Here is a 21,558-nt window from a genome sequence, read left to right as displayed (position 1 = left end):
TGCGAAGGCGTATTCCTGGGTATAGGTCCGGGGACCCATACTCTCCCTAAAAAAGTCAGCAAATCCTGTTAGTTACGTCACATAGCGTCGCGCTGATTTGCTTTTTGTTCCATCCATGTCGTTATCCCGAAACCGCAACGCACTTTGGGGACATGCATTAGCCGGCGCGGCGCATGCGCGCGGCGAAGAAGCCGTCCAGGCCCGAGCGCTCCGGCGTGCCAAGGTCGAGATCGGCGGGCGTGGTGCGCAGCGTGCCTTGTGGCGTCAGGAAAGGGTCGATGCCGGCGATCTCCCCTTGCCGCAACGGATCATCGACGACCGCCGCCGTGTCCTTGAGAAAAGCACGATGCAGGTCTTCGCCTTCGAGCGGGTCGAGCGAACAATTGGAAAAGACGATCCGGCCGCCGGGCCTGACCAGCGTAACGGCGCGGGCGAGCAACCGCCTTTGCAGGTCGGCGAGCTTCTCGACATCGGCCGCCGTCTTGGTCCATGGCACGTCGGGATGCCGTCGCACCGTGCCGGTCGACGAGCACGGCGCGTCGAGGAGCACGGCATCGAACAGCTCCGTGGGCTCGTATTTGAGCAAGTCGGCCTGGACGATTTCGGCTGAGAGGCCGAGGCGGTCGAGATTCTGCGCCAGTCGCGCCAGCCGGTTTTTCGAGGTGTCGACGGCGGTGACCGCGGCGCCGGCCAGGATCAGCTGGGCGGTCTTGCCGCCGGGCGCGGCGCAGAGGTCGGCGACGCGCAATCCGCTGACATCGCCGAAAAGCCGCGCCGGCAGGCTGGCCGCGGCATCCTGGACCCACCAGGCACCTTCCGCGAAACCGGGCAGTTCGGTCACGGGACCGGCAAGATTTTCCACGCGCACCGTGCCGGTCGGCAGCACGATGCCGCCGAGTTTTTCGGCCCAGAGTCCAGGATCGGCCTTGACCGAGAAGTCGACCGGCGCCTCGTAGCGGTGCGCGGCGAGAATGAGCTTCGCTTTATCGGCGCCATAGGCAGCTCTCAGCCGATCGGAAAACCATTTCGGCGCTTCATCGGTCGCGGCAAGAGCGGCGGGCAGTTCGGTTTCCTTGGCACGCGCCAGGGTGCGCAGCACGCCGTTGACGAGGCCGGAAAAGCGCTGCGTGCGCGGATCGGACTTGGCGTGGGTGACCGCAAGGTCGACAGCGGCGCTGTCGGGAATGTCGAGGAACAGGATCTGCGCGGCCGCCACATGCAATATATGCGACAAAGCGGTGGCGTTGGGCGGTAGCGGCTTTTCCAGGCGTCGCGCCAGCAGACCCGTAATGGTCATGCGGAAGCGCAGCGCGGTGACAAGAATGGCCCGCACCAGGCCACGGTCGCGCAAATCGAGCGCCTTGTATTGCGGATGGCCGTTTTCGTGGTCGGTCAGTCCGTCGAGCGGCGTCCTGGCATCGATGACGGCGGCAAGCAGCCGCGCCGCCGCCTTGCGAGCGGCGAGACCGGCGACGAATTCGCCGCCGTCCCCATGATCCTGACTGCCTGAGCCTGCGCGTCGAGATCCCGCCACGCTCACGACCATCGGCCTTTGGGTCCGGTCGGATTGCGCCCCCATGGGTTGGCCTTAGGCCTTGCCGGTTCCGCCGGCTGTTCCGCTTGAGGGGCCTGGCCCCACGGGCCCGACGGCTGTTGCTCTTCGGCCTGCCGAGGCGCTGGTGTCGGGCGCGGAGTGGCTCCGGTGCCGCTCGCCATCTGCCGTGCCATGTCCTGCAACGCGGCGATACGGTTTTCAGTGCTCGGGTGGGTGGAGAACAGATTGTCCATGCGCTCGCCGTGCAGAGGATTGATGATGAAGAGATGCGCCATCGCCGGATTGCGCTCCGCATCGGGGTTGGGAATGCGTTCGGCGCCGCGGGCGATCTTGTCAAGGGCCGATGCCAGCCACAGCGGGTGTCCACAGATTTCGGCACCGCGCCGGTCGGCCTCGTACTCGCGGGTGCGACTGACCGCCATCTGCACGATCAACGCGGCAAAAGGCGCCACGATCATCGCCGCCAGCACGCCGACAAAACCGAACGGGTTGTTGTTGTCGCGGTTGCCGTCCAAGTCGCGGTTGCCGCCGAGGAAGAAGGCGAAATTGCCGAGCATGGAGATGGCACCGGCAAAGGTGGCGACGATGGTCATGGTCAGCGTGTCGCGATGCTGGACGTGGGCGAGCTCATGCGCCATCACCGCCGCGACCTCTTCATGGGTCAGCCGCTGCAAAAGGCCGGTCGAGGCGGCGACCGCCGCATTCTGGGGGTTGCGGCCAGTGGCGAAGGCATTGGGCTGCGGGTTGTCGATCAGATAGGTTCTGGGCATAGGCAGGCCGGCCTGCTTGGCCAGCGCCTGGACGATGGCGTAATATTCCGGCGCGTTCTTCTCGTCGACCTCGACGGCGCGGTTCATCGACAGCACCATCTTGTCGGCGTTCCAGTAGCTGAACAGGTTGGTGCCGGCGGCGATCAGCAGGGCGATCATCATGCCGCCCGAACCGCCGATCAGGAAGCCGACGCCCATGAACAGCGCCGTCATCGCGGCAAGAAGCATGGCGGTGCGAAGAGTGTTCATCGTCTGCTCCTGTCGCGGGTGCAAAAAGGGCTCGATCGCCTCGGGTTCATGGCTATATGATGGGAAACACCTGCCCCTGTTTCAATCCGCCGGAACTATCGCATGACCGATGAAACCAGCAAAACGGCCGCTGCGGCCGATGGCGACGCCTCGCCGAAGGATCTGACGCCCGCCGCGCGACGAGCGCTGGCCGAGGCCGAGGCCCGGCGCAGCGCGTATCGCGAGAAGGAAGCCGCGCTGCCCAGGGAAATCGGTGGCCGTGGCGGCAAGGAGCCCGGCCGTTATGGCGACTGGGAAGTCAAAGGCCTGACCAGCGATTTTTAGGGATTGGTCTCAAGCAGCGTCACGCTGCGCCGCGAGCGCCAGCCAACCCCGCTCGTCGATGGTGATGCCGACATTGTCATAGCCCGCGATCGCGGCATGCGGGGTCGGCAGTGGGTGCGAATGCGTGGCGCTGATCACCATGACCGCGGCTTGCGCGGCCTCGGCCGCCGCGATGCCGGCCGGAGCATCCTCGAACACCAGGCAGTCGCGTGCATCGAAGCCGAGCCGCTGCGCGCCAAGCCGGAAACAGTCGGGGGCCGGCTTGCCACGGGAAACGTCTTCAGCCGCAACGATGACCGCGGGGACAGGAATGCCGGCAGCCTCCATGCGTGCAAGCGCCAGGGAGCGCGGCGCCGAGGTGACGATCGCCCAGCTTTCGCCCGGCAGCGCCTGGAGAAACGCCACGGCGCCGGCGATCGGGACAATGCCGTCCAGATCGGCGGCCTCGGCCTTCAGCAGCAGGTCGGCCTCATGCGCCGGGTCGACGCCTGGAAGGGCAAGGTTGGTGATGGTCTCGATCGCCCGCACGCCGTGGATCGTCGGCAGGAAGGCGGCGACGTCGAGGCCATGGCGGCGCGCCCAATCGCTCCACACCCGTTCCGCCGAGGCGATGGAATTGATTAGCGTGCCATCCATGTCGAAAAGGAAGGCCGCGAATTTTCTGCCAGCAAACATGATTTTCCTTGAAGTCCGGGGAGCTTGTCGAGGGAGGGCGCAACCGTAACGTCAAGGCGCGGGCATGGAAAGGCACGAGGGTGTATTTTGCGGCGGTCCAGGGAACCACAGCCATCTCGCCACGTTGAACGGCATTATTTTCCATGAAGATCGAAGGGGACCTGTGATGCTGATCCGGCTCGGCTACGAAATCGCCATTGAATGCGCAGAGGCCACTCCGGTGATTTCGCTGCTCGAGATCCACGAGGACAGACAAGCCGACATCAAGCGGCAGACGCGGGTGCTGACATCGCCTTCGGTGCCGACCAAGCTCTACAATGACCTGCATGGCAATGGCTGCCGCCGCTTCACCGCACCGGCCGGCACCTTTCGTATCCTCTACGACGCAGTAATCGAAGACAGCGGCGAGACGGACGAGGTCAACACATTGGCCCGGGAAGTGCCGGTGGCCGAATTGCCCGACGAGGTGCTCTTCTATCTCCTGGGCAGTCGCTATTGCGAGACCGATCACCTGAGCAGCCTCGCCTGGCAGCTGTTTGGCCATCTTCCCTCCGGCTGGGCACGGGTGCAGGCGATCGTCGACTATGTCCACAACCGCCTGTCGTTCGGTTACGGCTATGCGCGATCGACCCGAACGGCGGCGCAGGCACATGAGGAACAGGTCGGCGTCTGCCGCGACTTCGCCCATCTGGCGATCACGCTCTGCCGCTGCATGAACATTCCGGCGCGCTATGTGAACGGCTATCTAGGCGATATCGGCGTGCCCATCGATCCGGCGCCGATGGATTTCTCGGCCTGGATGGAGGTGTTCCTCGACGGCAAATGGTACACGTTCGATCCACGCCACAACCGGCCCAGGACCGGCCGTGTCGTCATCGCGCGCGGCCGCGACGCCACCGACGTGCCTTTGCTGCACAGTTTTGGTCCACACCGGCTCAGCCTGTTCAAGGTGTGGACCTATGAGCAGGATAGCAATCTGTTCAATCCGCCCTATCACGGCATCGACAGGACGGTCAGCGCACAGATGCTTGCCTAAGGCGTGTTGAGATTCAGGTGGATGGCGGTCTGCAAATGGCTGATACCTGCGCTTCCGGTGCTCACATACGAAACCGGTTCTCGGTATCAGCCATTTTCGAATGGCCCTGACCCGAATCTCAATACACCTGGTTCCGTTCGCGCCCCACCTTACTCAGCTGTCTCGGGACAACTGCGCCGCTTCGGCACAGAGGGCCTGTGCCGAAACAGAACGTCGCGGAGCAGCCCGCGATTGCCTGGTTCGAGCATGGTAAGCAGTCCGTAAACGCGGATGAGGTTGCGACTTTCCTTTTACCAGTCATTCACCTTCGAAACAGCCAAAATACAATAAAAACAACACGTTGACGATCCACAGCCTGGTTCTGGCGCTCGACGAGCTGCTTCCGGCCGGGATCCTGCATTGCCATCATTGCGGCGACGAGGCCGGGGGCAAGCGGAGGCTGTTGGATGCGAAATTACGGGGGTCTTGTTCACGCGGTCGGCGGCTTCGCCAGACACAGCGGTGGAAATTTCGTGGTGCTGTTCAGCTTTGCTGCCTCGGTCTTGGCGCTGGCCGCAGGCTTCGCGGTCGACATCTCGCAGCTTTACAACGCCAAATCGAGCCTGCAAGGCGTGGTCGACGCCGCGGTGACATCGACGGCGCGCGACCTGACGACCGGGGCCACCAAGGAGGCCGACGCCAACAAGGCGGTGCAGAACTTTCTCGTGGCCAACGGCACGGCAGGCATTCTGCGGCCCGACCAGATCGTGCTCGACAGGCTGATCGTCGACAGGACCGCCAACACTGTGCAGGCGGACGTCCATGTCGATGTCGCCCTGTTCTTCCCGGTTTTCGGCATGGGCAATACGAGCCGCGTCACCGCATCGACGACATCACTCTATTCAGACAAGACCATCGAAGTGGCGATGATGCTCGATGTGACAGGATCGATGGCCGCCAACTGGTGGGCAAAGACCGACAAGATCGGCGACCTGCAGGCCGCCGCTTCGACGGCCGTCGAAAATCTGCTGGACAACAACATCGACCCGAACAATCCGCGCGTGCGCGTGGCCATTGTGCCCTATGCCGAAGCGGTGAATACGGGCGGTCTCGTCGACAGCGTTTTCGTCGAGCAGGCAGGGGGCTCGAATCTGCCACCACCCGTGCCATCAGCGGGCGCACCGATCCCGGTTGGCTCATCCGTGACCCTGCGGCCCGACAAATGCGCCACCGAGCGCAAGGACAAGGATGGCTATGCCGATTACTCGTCCGACGGGCCGTCCGAGTTGCGCAGGAACAACCAGAACCAGCAGTACCTCGCCAAGGTCAACCGCGATGATCGCATGGGTACCTGCCCGAAGCCGGAGCTCATTCCGCTGACAGCCGACAAACAGAAATTGCTCGACACGATCGCTGATTTCAAGGCGGCAGGCGTAACCGCCGGCGGCATCGCCGTGCAATGGGGCTATTACATGCTCTCGCCATCCTGGCGCTCGACCATTGTCAGCGCCCGACTGGGCACCGGTCCCGCCAATTTCGACAACAGAAAGGTCGGCAAGGTCGCGATCCTGATGACGGACGGCCAGTTCAACACGGCGTTCGCCGGCGGGCGCGGCGCGCCCAGGTCGCAGAATGCCGGCCAGATGTCGCGAAGCAATGCCGAAAGCATTTGCGACAACATGAAGCGCGACGGCATCGAGATCTTCACCATAGGCTTCGACCTCGACGATCCGTCGATGACAGCGACCGAGCGGGATCAGGCAAAGAGCGTGCTCCAGGACTGCTCGACAGCGGACACGTCCACCCTGAAACATTATTACGAGGCGGCTACGGGTCCCGAACTGAACGAAGCGTTCAATGCCATCGTGCAGAACATCGAGCGGCTGACGATTGCCAAGTGAACCGCCGTGGCCCCTGGCGACATTGGCCCAACGGAAAAGGCCGCCGCTTCTTTCGAAGCTGGCGGCCTTCCGTGTTTCCGTCCATGGCGCGGCCTGTGGCGGCAACCCCTTCGGGTTACCTGCCGCGCATCTCGCGCCTTAACGGGAAGACTGCTTCCCGAAAGTGCAATCCGCTGAGGCCACGTTCTGGAAAACGAAATCACTCGACATCGGATCACCTCCTTTCGATTTGTTGAACACATCCTCATGATGGGGTGCGTCGCAACAAATGACAAGTGTCTTGCTGAAAAAGGCGCTCCGCCGGAAAATGCCGCCCGATGTGGCCTGCGCGCTTCGGCTTGCGATCCACGGCCCAAACGGACAACATAGCGTTATCGGTCACGGGAGGGACCATGGACGCCACCGAGAGAGCCGCGCGCATCGTTCGAACCGTGATCGGGGCGCTGAAGCCGGGCTTTGCCGTCAGGCTATGGACCGGGGAACGGATCGGCCCCGCCGGCGGTCCTGTGCTTGCCATCAACGACCAGGACATCGTCTGGCAGCTGGCCCGCCGGCCGAGTTTCTCGACTTTGCTCGAAATGTGGATTTCCAGGACGATCGACGTCGAGGACGGGTCGCTGTTCGATCTCTATGCCTTGCCGTCACAGGGCAAGCTGAGGCTGAAGGCGCTGCCGAAGCTGGCGATCCTGCGCGACCTGCCCGCCGTGCTGTTTGCGCGGCGGCAGATGACGAAACGAACCGATCTTGCCGGGCACAATCCCTTCGTCAGCGGTTCGAACAAGCAGGCGATCGAGCATCACTACGACATTTCGAACGCCTTCTACCGGCTCTTCCTCGACGAGCGCTTGGTTTACACCTGCGCCTACTTCACCGATTTCGCCAACGGCATAGACCAGGCGCAGAAGGATAAGCTCGACCATATCTGCCGCAAGCTCAGGCTGAAGCCTGGCGACCGGCTGCTCGACATTGGCTGCGGCTGGGGCGCGATGCTGATCCATGCCGCCAAGCACTATGGCGCTATTGGCCATGGTGTGTCGCTGTCGGAGGAACAGACCCGGCTGGCGCGCGAGCGCATCCGCGCCGAGGGACTGGCGGACAGGATCACCATCGACATCAAATCCTACACCGAGCTCGACGGCAGCTACGACAAGATTTCGTCGATCGGCATGTTCGAGGCGGTCGGCCTCGCCAACCACGCCACCTATTTCTCGACCGTCCACCGGCTGTTGAAGCCGGGCGGCATCTACCTGCATCACGCCATCACGAGGCGCGGCAAGGGCGGCACACGCAAGACCTTGCGCAAGGGCGCGGAATACAAGGCGCTGATCAAATACATCTTCCCCGGCGGCGAGGTCGACACGATCGGCATGACGCTCGGCAATCTCGAGGCGCACGGTTTCCTCGTCGCCGACGTCGAGAATTTGCGCGAACATTATGCCCGCACCTGCAGGCTGTGGGCGGAGCGCCTGCAGGCCCGCTTCGATGAGGCGATCAGGGAAGTCGGCGAACCCAAGGCACGGCTCTGGCTGCTTTATCTCACAGGTTGTTCGATCACCTTCGATCGCGGCTCGGCGCAGATTTTCCAGACTGTAGCCACCAAGCGAGCGCGAGGGCCAAGCGGCCTGCCGCCGACGCGGGCGGATCTCTATCGGTAGCTACAGAAAACGCAGCGCATCGCCAACCCTAATACCGGCCGGCCTGTCCACCGTGCAGTAGACGCCGAGATTGTGCGCGTTGTGGCGGACCAGGTTGCGCAGAATGCCGGGATCGTGGTCGAAACCGTCCTGGCTGATGATGGTGAAGCCGCAGCGGCGGCAAGGTTCGGAAATCGTCAGGAGCAGTTCGCCGATGGCAAGCTTGCGGCCGATCCATTCCGTTTCGGGAAACGAGCCATCGACCGCCGCCATATCGACAACGATGTTGGGGCGGAAGCGGCGCGGGTCGGCGGCGCCATCGGGATGCAGCGCCTTCAGTCGCGCCAGCGATGCCGTGGTCAGGAGGTGGATCGGCGCCTTGGTGTAGCGGGCGGCGGTGACCGGGCCGGCATAGGCCGGCGGCGCATTCTCCCGGCCGAAGGGCCGGATCGAGGCGGCGAAGCCGAGAAAGGCCGATATGGCACGGTCGGATTCGGCGCCGGGGGCGCTCAGCCAGTCGCCGTCGGGGACGGCGATCTGCAGGTCGCGATCATTGACCAGCCGGGTGCGAATGCGCGGCACCTTGTGCCATTTCGCCTCGCGGTCGGGCCGCGCGATCTCGTTGTCCGAGGTATCGACGAGCCCGAACATACGGTCGCCCGGCATGCCCACCGGTCCGACCAGGATGGCGTCCTGGCGCTCGCCGGCGAGTGAACTCGCCGGATAGCGCCAGAGCTGCGCGACAGTGCCGATATCATTCATTCCGCTGGTCTCTCGTTGGCCGGGCTTCCCGCGACCTTCGACCAGTCGTTGTCAGCCTTTCTTGTTCTGCCGGTTGGCGATGAGATCGTCAACGACGGCCGGATCGGCGAGCGTCGAGGTGTCGCCAAGGGTGGCAAAATCGTCCTCGGCTATCTTGCGCAGGATGCGGCGCATGATCTTGCCGGAGCGTGTCTTGGGCAGGCCGGGAGCGAACTGGATCTTGTCGGGCGAAGCGATGGCGCCGATCTCCTTGCGGACATGGGCGATGAGTTCCTTGCGCAGCTCCTCGGTCGGCCCCACCCCTTTCATCAAGGTGACATAGCTGTAGATGCCCTGGCCCTTGATGTCGTGGGGATAGCCGACGACGGCAGCCTCGGAGACCTTGTCATGGCTGACCAGCGCCGATTCGACCTCGGCGGTGCCCATGCGGTGGCCGGAGACGTTGATGACGTCGTCGACACGGCCGGTGATCCAGTAGTAGCCGTCGGCGTCGCGCCTGCAGCCGTCGCCGGTGAAATACTTGCCCTTGTAGGTGGAAAAATAGGTCTGCACGAAACGGTCGTGATCGCCATAGACGGTGCGCATCTGGCCCGGCCAGGAATCGGTGATGCAGAGATTGCCGTCGGCCGCACCTTCCAGCACCTTGCCTTCGCCGTCGACCAGCTGCGGCTTGACGCCGAAGAAGGGCCGCGTCGCCGAGCCGGCCTTGAGGTCGGTGGCGCCCGGCAGCGGCGTGATCAGTATGCCGCCGGTCTCGGTCTGCCACCAGGTGTCGACGATCGGCACCTTGCCGTTGCCGACGACGTTGAAATACCACTCCCAGGCTTCCGGATTGATCGGCTCTCCGACCGAACCGAGCACGCGCAGCGATTTGCGCGAGGTCTTCGTGACCGGGTCGTTGCCGGCGCCCATCAGCGCGCGCAGGGCGGTCGGGGCGGTGTAGAAGATGTTGACCTTGTGCTTGTCGATGACTTCCCAGAAGCGCGACTGCGAGGGGTAATTCGGCACGCCCTCGAACATCAGCGTGGTGGCGCCGTTGGCGAGCGGGCCATAAACGATATAGCTGTGGCCGGTCACCCAGCCGACATCGGCGGTGCACCAGTAGATATCGCCGTCATGATAGTCGAAGACATATTGGTGCGTCATCGAGGCATAGACGAGGTAGCCGGCGGTGGTGTGCAGCACACCCTTCGGCTTGCCGGTCGAGCCTGAGGTGTAAAGGATGAACAGCGGGTCTTCCGCCTTCATCTTCTCGGGCTTGCACTCCGCCTTCACCGTCGCGACCTCGTCGTGATACCAGAGGTCGCGGCCCGGCGCCCAGCCGATCTTGCCGCCGGTGCGGCGCACGACGAGGACGTTCTTCACCATGACGAAGTTCTTCGCGGCGATGTCGATCGCCTTGTCGGTGTTCTCCTTCAGCGGAACCGACTTGCCGCCACGCAGGCCTTCATCCGATGTGATGACGAAGGTCGATTCGCAGTCGACGATGCGGCCGGCCAGCGCATCGGGCGAGAAGCCGCCGAAGACGATCGAATGGATGGCGCCGATACGCGTACAGGCCAGCATCGCATAGGCGGCTTCCGGGATCATCGGCATGTAGATGGTGACGCGGTCGCCCTTCTTGACGCCGTGCTTCTTCATCACATTGGCGAGGCGGCAAACGTGCTCGTAGAGCTCGTTGTAGGTGATCTTCTTGTCGTCGTAGGGGTTGTCGCCTTCCCAGATGATGGCGGTCTGGTTCCCGCGCTTCTTCAGATGGCGGTCGATGCAATTGTACGAGACATTGGTCAGCCCGTCCTCGAACCATTTGATCGAGACCTTGCCGTCGAAGGAGGTGTTCTTGACCTTGCTGAACGGTTTGAACCAGTCGATGCGCTTGCCGTGCTTGCCCCAGAACTTGTCAGGGTTCTTGATGCTGTCGGCATACCATTTCAGATAAGTGTCGTTGTCGATCAGCGCGTTCTTCTTCCACGCCGGCTGGACGCGATGGACATGAACCTCGGACATTCCTGACTTTCCTCCCAAACCAATCCGCCGGCTTGAACCGCCGACTGGATCGCGGCGAAGCGGCCGCGAATTCGGCGGCATTATTACCAGTTCCGACGTTACGGCAATATTAGACGTTGGGTTTGCGTGGCGGGATGCCGCAGGGGCATTGGCGCACGTTGTCAGCACTCGGCCTAGCTCGCTGCTAACCGTATGTTTTCGCGACGAAAAGCCTACCTCGATCAGGAAAAATCAATAGACAGTTAAGCAACGGGGCGCACAATCTGACGTTGGGAGGAAAGGAGACTCAACCAAGGGACCGCCAAGGGGGCAGCAATGCGCGACCATGCCGAAATGGACCTAATGCTCAAAGGCTATGGCCTGACCACGGCCAAGATTCTCTATCATTTCCCCGACCATCCCCACCTGCTGCAGAGCTTCATCTGGCAGGACTACGACATCGCTCCGACGTTTCCGGTGCTGATCAAATTCATCGAATTCTGGAAGGCCAAGCTCGACGGGCCGTTGCACTCGGTTGTCTACACGCACCAGAAGCTGATCGCACCGAACGAATGGCGGAAGGTGGACGGCGAGTTCGTGCTGCACTGAGGCTGCTGCAGACGGTCTGTTTCCATTCTGGTGCGACGACAGCAATGCGGTCGGCGGCTATCCTACGCTGGCGGCGCGGCTAGGCATGGTGCCTAGGGCGGGCGTCTGCGATCGGGAGAACGGACATGACTGCTGTCGACTATGCCGCGCTGCTGCTTCGGGTCAGCGTCGGCGGCCTGTTTCTCGCCCATGCCTATCTGAAATACGCCGTCCTTACGCCAAAAGGCACGACCGACTATTTCCAGTCACTCGGCGTGCCCGGCTATTTCGGCCTGATCGCCATCGCCGCCGAAACGGCCGGCGGCCTCGGCCTGATCTTCGGCGTTGCCACGCGGCTGGCGGCGGTCCTGCTCATTCCCCTCATGCTGGGCACGATCGTGCTCGTTCACGGCAAGAATGGTTTCTGGTTCACCAATGCAGGCGGCGGCTGGGAATATCCGCGCTATGGATCGTCTGCCTGATCGTCATCGCCCTGATCGGCAGCGGCCAGCCGGCACTTTGGCCGATCTGGGGATAGGGCACTCCGGGGGCCTGGGCCGTGCGTCACACGACCCAGGCAGGGAGATGTCAGACCACCGGCGGGTTGAGCCGGGCAAAACCTTCCTGGCGGCGATACGGGAAATACGGATAAGGCGCGGTGACGTCGCTTGCCGCGTCGAGTTTCTTCACCTGTTCGGGCGTCAGCGACCAGCCGACGGCGCCGAGGTTCTGGCGTAATTGTTCCTCGTTGCGGGCACCAATGATTACCGACGACACTGTCGGGCGCTGGATCAGCCAGTTGATGGCGATCTGCGGTACGGTCTTGCCGGTCTCCTGCGCCACCGCGTCCAGCGCATCCATCACCCGGTGGAGATGTTCATCCTCGACCGGCGGGCCGAAGCTTGCGGTGTCATGCAGCCGGCTCTTTTCCGGCAGCGGCTGGCCACGGCGAATCTTGCCGGTCAGCCGCCCCCAGCCGAGCGGGCTCCAGACCAGCGCGCCGACGCCCTGATCAAGGCCGAGCGGCATCAGCTCCCACTCATAGTCGCGGCCGACCAGGGAATAGTAGACCTGGTGCGCGACGTAGCGCGGATAACCGTGCCTGTCGGCCTCCGCCAGCGACTTCATCACCTGCCAGCCGGAGAAGTTGGAGACGCCGACATAGCGCAGCTTGCCGGCGCGCACGAGCTCGTCCAGCGTCGACAGCACCTCCTCGATCGGCGTGCCGGCATCGAAGGCATGCAGTTGCAACAGGTCGATATAGTCGGTGCCGAGGCGCTTCAGCGCGGCGTCCACGGACTTGATCAGCCGTGAACGGGAAGAGCCGTAGTCGCCCGGCCCGTCGCCCATCGGCAAGGACGTCTTGGTCGAGATCAGCACCGCATCGCGCCGGCCCTTGATGGCTTCGCCGAGCACCTCTTCCGAGGCGCCGTTCGAATAGACGTCGGCGGTGTCGAACAGATTGACGCCGGCTTCCAGGCAGATGTCGACCAGCCGCCGCGCTTCCCTGGCGTCGCTGTTGCCCCAGGCGCCGAACAGCGGGCCGGAGCCGCCAAAGGTTCCGGCGCCAAATGAGAGTGCGGGCACCTTGAGGCCCGATGCGCCGAGACGTCGATAATCCATTTTCTTACTCCTGGTGGTTGGAAAAAGGCGATCCGGTCCGCCGACGAGAGTCAGGACCGGGCGGAGACGGGCGCGCCGAGCGCGTTGGCGCGATTGAGGCGCAGGGCCAGTCCGGCCACGGCGAGTGCCGCGACCGGCAGCAAGGCGGCAACCCAGGTGAGGGAACCCAGCCCAGGGCCATGGGCGATGACCGCGCCGCCGAGCCAGGCGCCGGCGGCATTGCCGAGATTGAAGGCAGCGATGTTGAAGGAGGAGGCAAGGCTCTGGCCGGCGCCTTGCGCCTTTTCCAGCACCCACATCTGCAACGGCGCCACGGTGCCGAAGGCGGCGGCGCCGAGCAGGCCGACATAGATGACGGCCAGTACCTGGTTGTGGATGGCGAAGCTCATGGTCGCCAGCACCAGGGCGAGCACCACGAGGCTGCCCAGCATTGCGGGCACCAGCCGGCGGTCGGCGACCTTGCCGCCTGCGAGATTGCCGACGATGAGGCCGCCGCCGAAGACGAGCAGGATCGGCGACACGGCGGCTTCCTTGAAGCCGCTGATCTGCGTCAACAGCGGAGCGATGTAGGTGAAGACGGCGAAGACGCCGGCGTAGCCGAGCACGGTGGTGGCGAGCCCGAGCAGGACCGGCGTGCGGCGCAGCACGGCAAGGTCGGTGCGCAGGTCGCTCTTTTCGGGTGCAGCCGGGCTGCGCGGCACCAGGGCCAGGATGACGGCGAAGGCCGCGAAGCCGACCAAGGTCACTGCCCAGAAGGTCGCGCGCCAGCCAAAAGCCTGGCCGAGCCAGGTGCCGAAGGGCACGCCGAGGATGTTGGCGATGGTGAGCCCGGTGAACATCAGCGCGATCGCCGAAGCCTTCTTGTTGGGTGCGACCAGGCCGGTGGCGACGACGGAACCGACGCCGAAGAACGTGCCATGGGCAAAGGCGGTGATGATCCTCGCGCCCATCAGCGTCCAGTAATCGGGCGCCAGCGCACAGGCGAGATTGCCCAGCGTGAAGATCGCCATCAGCGCCAGCAGCACGGTCTTGCGCGGCCAGTTGCCGGTGGCGATGGTCAGCAGCGGCGCGCCGATGACGACGCCCAGCGCATAGCCCGAAATGAGCTGGCCGGCGGCCGAGATCGAGACGCCGAGGTCCTTGCTGACGTCGATGAGCAGGCCCATGATGACGAATTCGGTGACGCCAATGCCGAAGGCACCGGCGGCGAGGGCGTAGAGAGCAAGAGGCATGGCGGTTCCCACTTTGGCGACGAGGAGCGCCTTGTCCAAACCGCGCTCCGAGCCAAAAGATCGTGTCGCCATGCACTGTGAACCATACTTGCGTTGGGCACATTTTCTGTGAAATAGATTCACAAATGGCCAGGCCCGACATCAACCGCTCCGGCGAGATCGAAGTCTTTGTGCGCGTTGTCGATGCCGGCAGCTTCTCGGCGGCCGCGCGCATGTTGCGCATGACGCCATCAGCCGTCAGCAAGCTTATCGCGCGACTGGAAGCCCGGCTCGGCGCGCGGCTGGTCAGCCGCTCGACGCGCAAGCTGCAGCTGACACCGGAGGGAACTGCGTTCTACGACAGCGGATTGCGTATCCTGGCCGACATGGCCGCGGCCGAGCGCGAGGCGGCGGCGGGTGCCGCACCGCGCGGGAGGCTGCGCGTCAACACCTACGTGCCCTTCGGCGTGCATCGGCTGATCCCGCTCTTGCCGCGCTTCCTCGAACGCTATCCCGAAATTTCGGTCGATCTGGTGCTGACCGACAGCGTCATCGACCTGATGGCCGAACGCGCCGATGTCGCCATCCGCGCCGGGCCGCTCGGCGAATCGCGGCTGGTGGCGCGCAAGCTCGGACAAAGCCCGGTGGTGATGGTTGCGGCCCCGTCCTATCTCGAAGCGCACGGCAAGCCGCTGACGCCGGCCGATCTAGATGGGCACAATCGCATGGGCTTCGGCTTCGTCAGGCATATCGATGGCTGGCCCTTGGTCGACACTGCCGGCAACGCGGTCACGGTGCCGATCACCGGCAACACGCTGGTCAGCGACGGCGAGGCGATGCGGCTGATGACGCTGGCCGGAGCCGGCATCTCCCGGCTGGCGCGCTGGCATGTCGCGGCCGATATCGCCGCCGGGCGGCTGGTGGCGCTGCTGGAAGATTTCAACCCGGGCGACGAGGAGGCCACCCACGCCGTCTATGTCGGCCAGGGCCGGCATCTGCCGGCGCGGGTCCGGGCCTTTCTCGATTTTCTGGCCGAGACTGCGCGGCTCTGACGAAGCGCCTTTTCAAGTCCCGTTCGACAACCCGACGGCGGCGGGATATGGGATCGAGTGCGATCATCGCAGGCGCCTCGCGCCCAGGCGAGGAAAGCGTCGGCAATTCAGGAGGCGTGAATTGGTCCGCTTGTCCCTGGTCACGGCATCGCTGATCGCCATCGTGGCATGGCTGCATGGCCCGACGATCTGCGAGGCTGCCGAGGCCGCCCCAACTGCCGCGAACGCCGGTGATGACGACGTCAAGCATCTGCTCTCCGTTGTTCTGGCGGAAACGGAGGATTTCTGGGGCGCCACCTTCAAAGCTGGCGGATCGACCTACGAGGAGCCCAAGCTGGTGTTGTTCACCGGCTTCATCGCCACCGCGTGCGGTTCTATTTCAGGGACATCGTACTGCGCGGCCGACCACAGAATCTATCTCGATCCGGCATTTCCCGAGCTTCGCGTGATTGGGTCGACCGGCGACTTCGCCAAGGCGCTTATACTCGCCCGAGAAGTCGGGCACCATGTGCAGAACATCTCTGGAGTTCCCCACCCTGATGCACCCGACGGCGACCAGCAAGCCGCGATCATCCGATCGGAACAGGGCGAGCTCCAGGCCGATTGTTTTGCCGGGCTATGGAGCCGCTATGTCCAGGACCAGCACCTGCTCGAAGATACCGATCTGACGCAGGCCAGGGGGCTCCTTCGCGCTCTCGGAGACGATCAGCCCGCCAATGCCTCCAGAAATTCGCCGGCCAAGAGATACGGCACGTCGCAACAGAGGGTCCGCTGGTTTGATCGAGGCCTTGCCGGAAGAGCGATCGCGGACTGCAACACGTCTGCCGATCCGCTTTGATGCCGAGCCCACTCGTCGCCCTGCCGGCCACCTCCGAAGGGACGCGTGGCCTTTGGACGTCGCGTCGTGGTGGAGACTACCCCTTCGGCACGAACGGTGCCGGGCGACGGCCGGCCGCCTGGCGCTCCAGCATCCAGCCGGGATATTCGGATGGCAGTGCGCTGATCTCGTCGAGCCTGGCGAGATCGTCCGCGTCGAGCTTCACTTCAACCGCGGCGAGGTTCTGTTCGAGCTGGTCCATGCGGCTGGCGCCTATGATGACGCTCATCACGAGGGGCTTGGCCAGGACATAGCCGAGCGCCACCGTGGCAACGCTGACGTCATGCTTCCTGGCGACCTCGCGCATGACGGCGACGGCCGCCCAGGCGCGGTCCTCGTTGACCGGCGGGAAGTTGAAGGACGCACGGCGACCCTCGCCATTGCCGGGCGCACCTGGACCGTATTTTCCGGAAAGCAGGCCGCCCGCCATCGGCGACCACACCATCAGGCCGAGTTTTTCTTCGCTGATGAGGGGCACGATCTCGCGCTCGAGGTCGCGGCCGGCGATCGAATAGTAGGACTGGATGGTCTCGAAGCGGGCGAAGTCCTTGCGGTCGGCAATGCCGAGCGCCTTGGCGATGCGCCATGCCGCCCAGTTGGAAACGCCGACATAGCGGACCTTGCCGCTGGCAACGAGGTCGTCCAGCGCCCGCAGCGTCTCGTCGATCGGCGTCACCGCGTCGGTGCCGTGCAGCTGATAGAGATCGATATGGTCGAGCTGCAGCCGTTCGAGGCTGGCGTCGACCGAATCCATGATGTGGCCGCGCGAGGAACCGCGCTCGTTCGGACCCTGGCCCATGGCGCCATGCACCTTGGTGGCGATGACGACGTCCGAACGTTTGACGCCGAGGTCCCTGAGCGACTGGCCGAGCAGGCGCTCGGACTCGCCGAAGGAGTAGACGTCGGCCGTGTCGAAGAAATTGACGCCGGCGGCGATCGAACGGCCGACGATCTCGTTGACGCCCTTCTGGTCGAGGCTGGCGATCAGGCCCCATTGGGCATTCTGGCCGGCGGCGCCGAAGGTCATGGTGCCGAGGCACAGTTCGGAGACGAACATCCCCGTATTTCCAAGCTGGTTGTAACGCATGGCGAAGGCTCCAGGAGAAATGTGTGATGACACAAGACAAATAGGAACGGTACGTTTCGTTTCCAGTCGTGGCGCAGCCAGCTTGCCGAACTGGCCCAAAGGGCGGCCGTATCAGCGGCTGCCGAAGATAGCCGAACCGACCCTGACGCTGGTGGCGCCGAAGGCGATGGCCGTCTCGTAGTCGCCGGACATGCCCATCGACAGTTTGGCGACGCCGGCCTCGCGGGCAAGTTTTTCCAGCAGGGCGAAATGCGGGCCGGGATTCTCGTCGGCCGGCGGGATGCACATAAGCCCTTCTATGGCGAGGCCGTGGACATCGCGGCAGCGGGCGACGAAGGCTACCGCGTCGCGCGGTTCGATGCCGGCTTTCTGCGGCTCGGAGCCGGTGTTGACCTGGACATAGAGTTGCGGCGCGCGGCCTTGCCTGGCGATTTCCTTGGCGAGTTCGGCGACGATTTTCTCGCGGTCGACGGTCTCGATGACGTCGAACAGCGCCACCGCTTCCTTGGCCTTGTTCGATTGCAGCGGACCGATAAGATGCAGCTCGATGTCAGGAAAAGCCTGCTTCAGGCCGGGCCATTTGCCCTGCGCTTCCTGGACGCGGTTCTCGCCGAAGACCCGTTGGCCAGCCTCGATCACCGGCCGGATGTCGGCGGCGTCAAAGGTCTTGGAGACGGCCACCAGCGTCACCGCGCCGGCCTCGCGGCGGCCCTCCTGCTCGGCGGCGGCGATCTTCGCCTTGACCGCGAAAAACTGCTGAACGGTCTCACCCATATGCAAATCCCGCTGTTTTGACCCGCGTTTTTGGTCGCCGCGATGCCCATATGGTTGACGGGTTTGCCAAACCATGGTGAACACCCGGACCACATTCCCTGAACCGCGGGGCCAGTCGCCCGCGGTTCGCGCCTGCTTTTAAGTGAAAAACGTCCCATGGCAACCGAACGATACAATCCGCGCGCGTCAGAACCCAAATGGCAGAACGCCTGGGCCGAAAAGAAGCTGTTCGAAGCGCGCAATGACGACCCGAAGCCGAAATACTACGTGCTGGAGATGTTCCCCTATCCGTCGGGGCGCATCCATATCGGCCACACCCGCAATTACACGATGGGCGACGTGGTGGCGCGCTACAAGCGGGCCAAGGGGTTCAACGTGCTGCATCCGATGGGCTGGGACGCCTTCGGCATGCCGGCCGAAAACGCGGCGATGCAGAACAAGGTCCACCCGAAGGAATGGACCTACCAGAACATCGCCACCATGCGCGAGCAGCTCAAGGTCATGGGCCTGTCGCTGGACTGGGCGCGCGAATTCGCGACCTGCGACGTCGACTACTACCACCGTCAGCAGATGCTGTTCCTCGATTTCGTCGAGAAGGGGCTGGTGACGCGCAAATCCTCCAAGGTCAACTGGGACCCAGAGGACATGACGGTGCTCGCCAACGAACAGGTCATCGACGGGCGCGGCTGGCGCTCCGGCGCGCTGGTCGAACAGCGCGAACTGACGCAGTGGTTCTTCAAGATCACCGACTTTGCGCAGGACCTGCTGGATTCGCTGGACGGCCTCGACGAATGGCCGGAAAAAGTGAAGCTGATGCAGCAGAACTGGATCGGCCGTTCGGAAGGCCTGCTGATCCGCTGGCCTCTGGCCGCACCGATCGCCGGCGAGCATGAGCTGGAAGTCTACACGACGCGGCCCGACACCATCTTCGGCGCCTCGTTCATGGCCGTCGCCGCCGATCACCCGCTGGCCAAAAAGGCCGCCGAGACCAATCCGGCGCTGGCAAAGTTCATCGACGAAGTCCGCCACATGGGCACTTCGGTGGCGGCGCTGGAGACGGCCGAGAAGAAGGGTTTCGACACCGGCATCCGCGTCGTCCACCCCTTTGACGACAGCTGGACGTTGCCCGTCTACGTCGCCAATTTCGTGCTGATGGAGTATGGCACAGGCGCCATATTCGGCTGCCCGTCCGGCGACCAGCGCGACCTCGACTTCGCCAACAAATACGGCTTGCCGGTGATCCCGGTGGTGATGCCGGAAGGCGGCGACGCGAAGTCGTTCCAGATCACGGAAGAAGCGTATGTCGACGACGGCGTGATGATCAATTCGCGCTTCCTCGATGGCATGAAGCCGGACCGCGCCTTCGACGAAGTGGCGAAGCTGCTGGAGCAGAAGACGATCGGCAACCGGCCGATGGCCGAGCGCAAGGTGAACTTCCGCCTGCGCGACTGGGGCATTTCGCGCCAGCGCTACTGGGGCTGCCCGATCCCGATGATCCATTGCGAGGATTGCGGCGTGGTGCCCGTGCCGAAGGCCGACCTGCCGGTCAAGCTGCCCGACGATGTCGATTTCGACCGGCCGGGCAACCCGCTCGACAGGCATCCGACCTGGCGGCATGTGAAGTGCCCGCAATGCGGCAAGGACGCACGGCGCGAAACCGACACGATGGACACGTTCGTCGATTCGTCCTGGTATTTCGCCCGCTTCACCGCGCCCTGGGCGCATGAGCCGACCGATCCCAGGGCGGCCAATGAATGGCTGCCGGTCGATCAGTACATTGGCGGCATCGAGCATGCGATCCTGCATCTGCTCTACTCGCGCTTCTTCACCCGCGCCATGCGCGAGACCGGTCATGTCGATCTGGCCGAACCGTTCAAGGGCCTGTTCACGCAAGGCATGGTGGTGCACGAAACCTACCGCGTCGGATCGGCTTCGAACGGCCGCTGGCTGGCGCCGACCGAGGTGCGGCTGGAGGGCGTCGACGGTGAACGCCGCGCCTTCGACATCGCCACCGGCGAGGCGGTCACCATCGGCCCGCTGGAGAAGATGTCGAAGTCGAAGAAGAACACGGTGAGCCCGGAAGACATTACCGACGGCTACGGCGCGGACACGGCGCGCTGGTTCATGCTGTCGGATTCGCCGCCCGAGCGCGATGTCGAATGGACCGACGATGGCGCCGCCGGCGCGCACCGTTTCATGCAGCGCATCTGGAGGCTGGTGTCGACGGCGGCCGAGACGCTGGCAGGCGTCGAGCCCGCGGCTGCCGACGCCGGCGAGGCGGGAGCGGTCTCGAAGGCCACGCACAAGATCCTGAAGGCGGTCGGCGAGGACATCGAGAAGCTCGGCTTCAACCGCGCCATCGCCCGCATCTACGAACTGGCCAATGTGCTGACCACGCCGCTGAACCAGGTGGCGGAAGGCAAGGCCGATCCGGCACTGCAGGGCGCCTGCCGCCAGGCGGTGGAGATCCTGGTGCACCTGATCGCGCCGGTGATGCCGCATCTGGCCGAAGAGTGCTGGGAGACGCTTGGCGGCACCGATCTGGTCGCCGAGCGGCCATGGCCGGCCTTCGACCCGGCGCTGGTCGTCGACAACGAAGTGACCTATCCGGTACAGGTCAACGGCAAGAAGCGGGGGGATTTGACAATTGCCCGCGACGCGGACCAAGGTGCGGTCGAAAAAGCGGTATTGGCTCTCGACTTCGTGCAGAAAGCACTCGAAGGCAAGGCTCCGCGCAAGGTGATCATCGTGCCGCAGAGGATCGTCAATGTCGTTGCCTGATCGGGAAAAGACAGAGCTGAGCCGTCTGCTGCGCCGCGTCGCGCTTGCCGGCCTTGTCGGCTCGCTGGCTCTGGTTTCGGCCTGCACGGTGCGGCCGCTCTATTCCAGCGCGCCGTTGTCGACGGGCTCGAGCGCCAATGCCGAGCTGGCGTCGATCGCCATCAAGCCGGTCAGGACGCGCTACGCCCAACAGGTGCGCAACAATCTGATCTTCGGCTTCGGGCGGGGTGCCGGCGAACCGGCGTCGCCGCTCTATTCGCTTACTCTCAGCGTGGGCGAAGCTGTCGAATCCTCGGCCCTGGTGCAGGTCGGCACCGATGAAGACGAGCCGACGGCCGGCTCGGTAACGCTGACCGCCAACTATACGCTGACCGATGCGAAAACCGGCGCCGTCATCACGGTCGGCAAGCGTTCGATCACCTCGTCCTTCGACAGGCCGCGCCAGGAATTTGCCTCGTACAGGGCGCAGATCGACGCCGAGAATCGCGCCGCGCGCGAACTGGCCGAGGCGCTGCAGCTGTCCATCGCCCAGGATCTGGTCCGGCACGGCAAGACGGCTGGCTAGCGCCACGTCTCGGTTCACGAAAAACGTTGCCTCGGTCCTGATGCACGGCCCGCTTCGCGACGGCCGAGAGTTCTCTTCTTAACTCGACGCTTGTGCCTGAGCGGATGATCGTGGGTGGCGGTCATCGGC

At 64.1% G+C, this 21,558-nt stretch carries 19 protein-coding genes; 10 read left to right on the top strand and 9 right to left on the bottom strand.

Annotation, left to right across the window (positions count from 1 at the left end):
• Positions 1-157 precede the first annotated feature (157 nt).
• Both C1D09_RS19095 and htpX read right to left on the bottom strand, forming a co-directional pair.
• Positions 158-1,546 carry an RsmB/NOP family class I SAM-dependent RNA methyltransferase gene (locus C1D09_RS19095; protein WP_167514676.1) on the bottom strand — a complete coding sequence of 463 codons (1,389 nt, stop codon included), beginning with the start codon at positions 1,544-1,546 and terminating at the stop codon, positions 158-160.
• Positions 1,537-2,574 (bottom strand): zinc metalloprotease HtpX, encoded by a 1,038-nt coding sequence (htpX, locus tag C1D09_RS19090; protein ID WP_143975770.1) that lies wholly within the window; start codon positions 2,572-2,574, stop codon positions 1,537-1,539. The genes C1D09_RS19095 and htpX overlap by 10 nt, the downstream gene beginning before the upstream one ends.
• 102 nt (positions 2,575-2,676) lie before the next feature.
• Between htpX and C1D09_RS19085 the strand changes: the two genes are divergently transcribed.
• Positions 2,677-2,898: a DUF1674 domain-containing protein gene (locus C1D09_RS19085; protein WP_143975769.1), complete on the top strand. Its 222-nt coding sequence runs from the start codon at positions 2,677-2,679 to the stop codon at positions 2,896-2,898.
• A 9-nt stretch (positions 2,899-2,907) separates the two neighbouring features.
• Here the strand turns inward: C1D09_RS19085 and C1D09_RS19080 are convergent, their stop codons facing one another.
• On the bottom strand, positions 2,908-3,573 hold the full coding sequence (locus C1D09_RS19080) for an HAD-IA family hydrolase (RefSeq protein WP_143975768.1): 666 nt from the start codon (positions 3,571-3,573) through the stop codon (positions 2,908-2,910).
• 166 nt (positions 3,574-3,739) lie between these two features.
• On the opposite strand from C1D09_RS19080, the gene C1D09_RS19075 reads away from it, so the two are divergent.
• The 3 genes from C1D09_RS19075 (at position 3,740) to C1D09_RS19065 (ending at position 8,144) form a co-directional block, all read left to right on the top strand.
• On the top strand, positions 3,740-4,609 hold the full coding sequence (locus C1D09_RS19075; protein WP_143975767.1) for a transglutaminase-like domain-containing protein: 870 nt from the start codon (positions 3,740-3,742) through the stop codon (positions 4,607-4,609).
• 446 nt (positions 4,610-5,055) lie between these two features.
• Positions 5,056-6,489, top strand: coding sequence for a pilus assembly protein (locus tag C1D09_RS19070; RefSeq protein WP_143975766.1), 1,434 nt, complete (start codon positions 5,056-5,058; stop codon positions 6,487-6,489).
• Between the two features lie 392 nt (positions 6,490-6,881).
• Positions 6,882-8,144 (top strand): SAM-dependent methyltransferase, encoded by a 1,263-nt coding sequence (locus C1D09_RS19065; protein ID WP_143975765.1) that lies wholly within the window; start codon positions 6,882-6,884, stop codon positions 8,142-8,144.
• On the opposite strand, the gene C1D09_RS19060 is transcribed toward C1D09_RS19065, so the two are convergent.
• Both C1D09_RS19060 and acs read right to left on the bottom strand, forming a co-directional pair.
• Positions 8,145-8,885 carry an MOSC domain-containing protein gene (locus C1D09_RS19060; protein ID WP_143975764.1) on the bottom strand — a complete coding sequence of 247 codons (741 nt, stop codon included), beginning with the start codon at positions 8,883-8,885 and terminating at the stop codon, positions 8,145-8,147. It lies immediately after the preceding gene.
• 51 nt (positions 8,886-8,936) lie between these two features.
• Complete coding sequence (acs, locus tag C1D09_RS19055) at positions 8,937-10,892, bottom strand: acetate--CoA ligase (protein WP_143975763.1); 1,956 nt, start codon at positions 10,890-10,892, stop codon at positions 8,937-8,939.
• A 315-nt stretch (positions 10,893-11,207) separates the two neighbouring features.
• Between acs and C1D09_RS19050 the strand changes: the two genes are divergently transcribed.
• Positions 11,208-11,480 (top strand): usg protein, encoded by a 273-nt coding sequence (locus C1D09_RS19050; RefSeq protein ID WP_019861862.1) that lies wholly within the window; start codon positions 11,208-11,210, stop codon positions 11,478-11,480.
• 125 nt (positions 11,481-11,605) lie between these two features.
• The gene (locus C1D09_RS19045; protein ID WP_425463423.1) at positions 11,606-11,941 is read left to right on the top strand and encodes a DoxX family protein; all 336 of its coding nucleotides are present in this window, start codon (positions 11,606-11,608) and stop codon (positions 11,939-11,941) included.
• A 106-nt stretch (positions 11,942-12,047) separates the two neighbouring features.
• On the opposite strand, the gene C1D09_RS19040 is transcribed toward C1D09_RS19045, so the two are convergent.
• Positions 12,048-13,082 (bottom strand): aldo/keto reductase, encoded by a 1,035-nt coding sequence (locus C1D09_RS19040; protein ID WP_143975762.1) that lies wholly within the window; start codon positions 13,080-13,082, stop codon positions 12,048-12,050.
• A gap of 50 nt (positions 13,083-13,132) precedes the next feature.
• Positions 13,133-14,314 carry an MFS transporter gene (locus C1D09_RS19035; protein ID WP_143975781.1) on the bottom strand — a complete coding sequence of 394 codons (1,182 nt, stop codon included), beginning with the start codon at positions 14,312-14,314 and terminating at the stop codon, positions 13,133-13,135.
• 125 nt (positions 14,315-14,439) lie between these two features.
• On the opposite strand from C1D09_RS19035, the gene C1D09_RS19030 reads away from it, so the two are divergent.
• Both C1D09_RS19030 and C1D09_RS19025 read left to right on the top strand, forming a co-directional pair.
• The gene (locus C1D09_RS19030) at positions 14,440-15,345 is read left to right on the top strand and encodes a LysR family transcriptional regulator (protein ID WP_143975761.1); all 906 of its coding nucleotides are present in this window, start codon (positions 14,440-14,442) and stop codon (positions 15,343-15,345) included.
• A gap of 163 nt (positions 15,346-15,508) precedes the next feature.
• Positions 15,509-16,183, top strand: coding sequence for a neutral zinc metallopeptidase (locus tag C1D09_RS19025; protein WP_167514675.1), 675 nt, complete (start codon positions 15,509-15,511; stop codon positions 16,181-16,183).
• A 76-nt stretch (positions 16,184-16,259) separates the two neighbouring features.
• Here C1D09_RS19025 and C1D09_RS19020 read toward each other — a convergent pair whose 3' ends face one another.
• Together C1D09_RS19020 and C1D09_RS19015 are read right to left on the bottom strand one after the other, a co-directional pair.
• Positions 16,260-17,309, bottom strand: coding sequence for an aldo/keto reductase (locus tag C1D09_RS19020; protein WP_143975759.1), 1,050 nt, complete (start codon positions 17,307-17,309; stop codon positions 16,260-16,262).
• A 111-nt stretch (positions 17,310-17,420) separates the two neighbouring features.
• On the bottom strand, positions 17,421-18,083 hold the full coding sequence (locus tag C1D09_RS19015; protein WP_143975758.1) for a YggS family pyridoxal phosphate-dependent enzyme: 663 nt from the start codon (positions 18,081-18,083) through the stop codon (positions 17,421-17,423).
• Positions 18,084-18,239: 156 nt separating this feature from the next.
• Between C1D09_RS19015 and leuS the strand changes: the two genes are divergently transcribed.
• A complete protein-coding gene (gene leuS, locus C1D09_RS19010) occupies positions 18,240-20,864 on the top strand; it encodes a leucine--tRNA ligase (RefSeq protein WP_143975757.1) in 2,625 nt (874 codons plus the stop codon).
• Positions 20,851-21,429 carry an LPS assembly lipoprotein LptE gene (lptE, locus tag C1D09_RS19005; protein WP_143975756.1) on the top strand — a complete coding sequence of 193 codons (579 nt, stop codon included), beginning with the start codon at positions 20,851-20,853 and terminating at the stop codon, positions 21,427-21,429. Before leuS ends, lptE begins: the two co-directional genes overlap by 14 nt.
• The last annotated feature ends 129 nt before the right edge of the window (positions 21,430-21,558 follow it).

This window comes from Mesorhizobium intechi, assembly GCF_002879535.1.
Classification (GTDB): domain Bacteria; phylum Pseudomonadota; class Alphaproteobacteria; order Rhizobiales; family Rhizobiaceae; genus Mesorhizobium; species Mesorhizobium intechi.
This window is presented reverse-complemented; position numbering and strand designations above follow the sequence as displayed.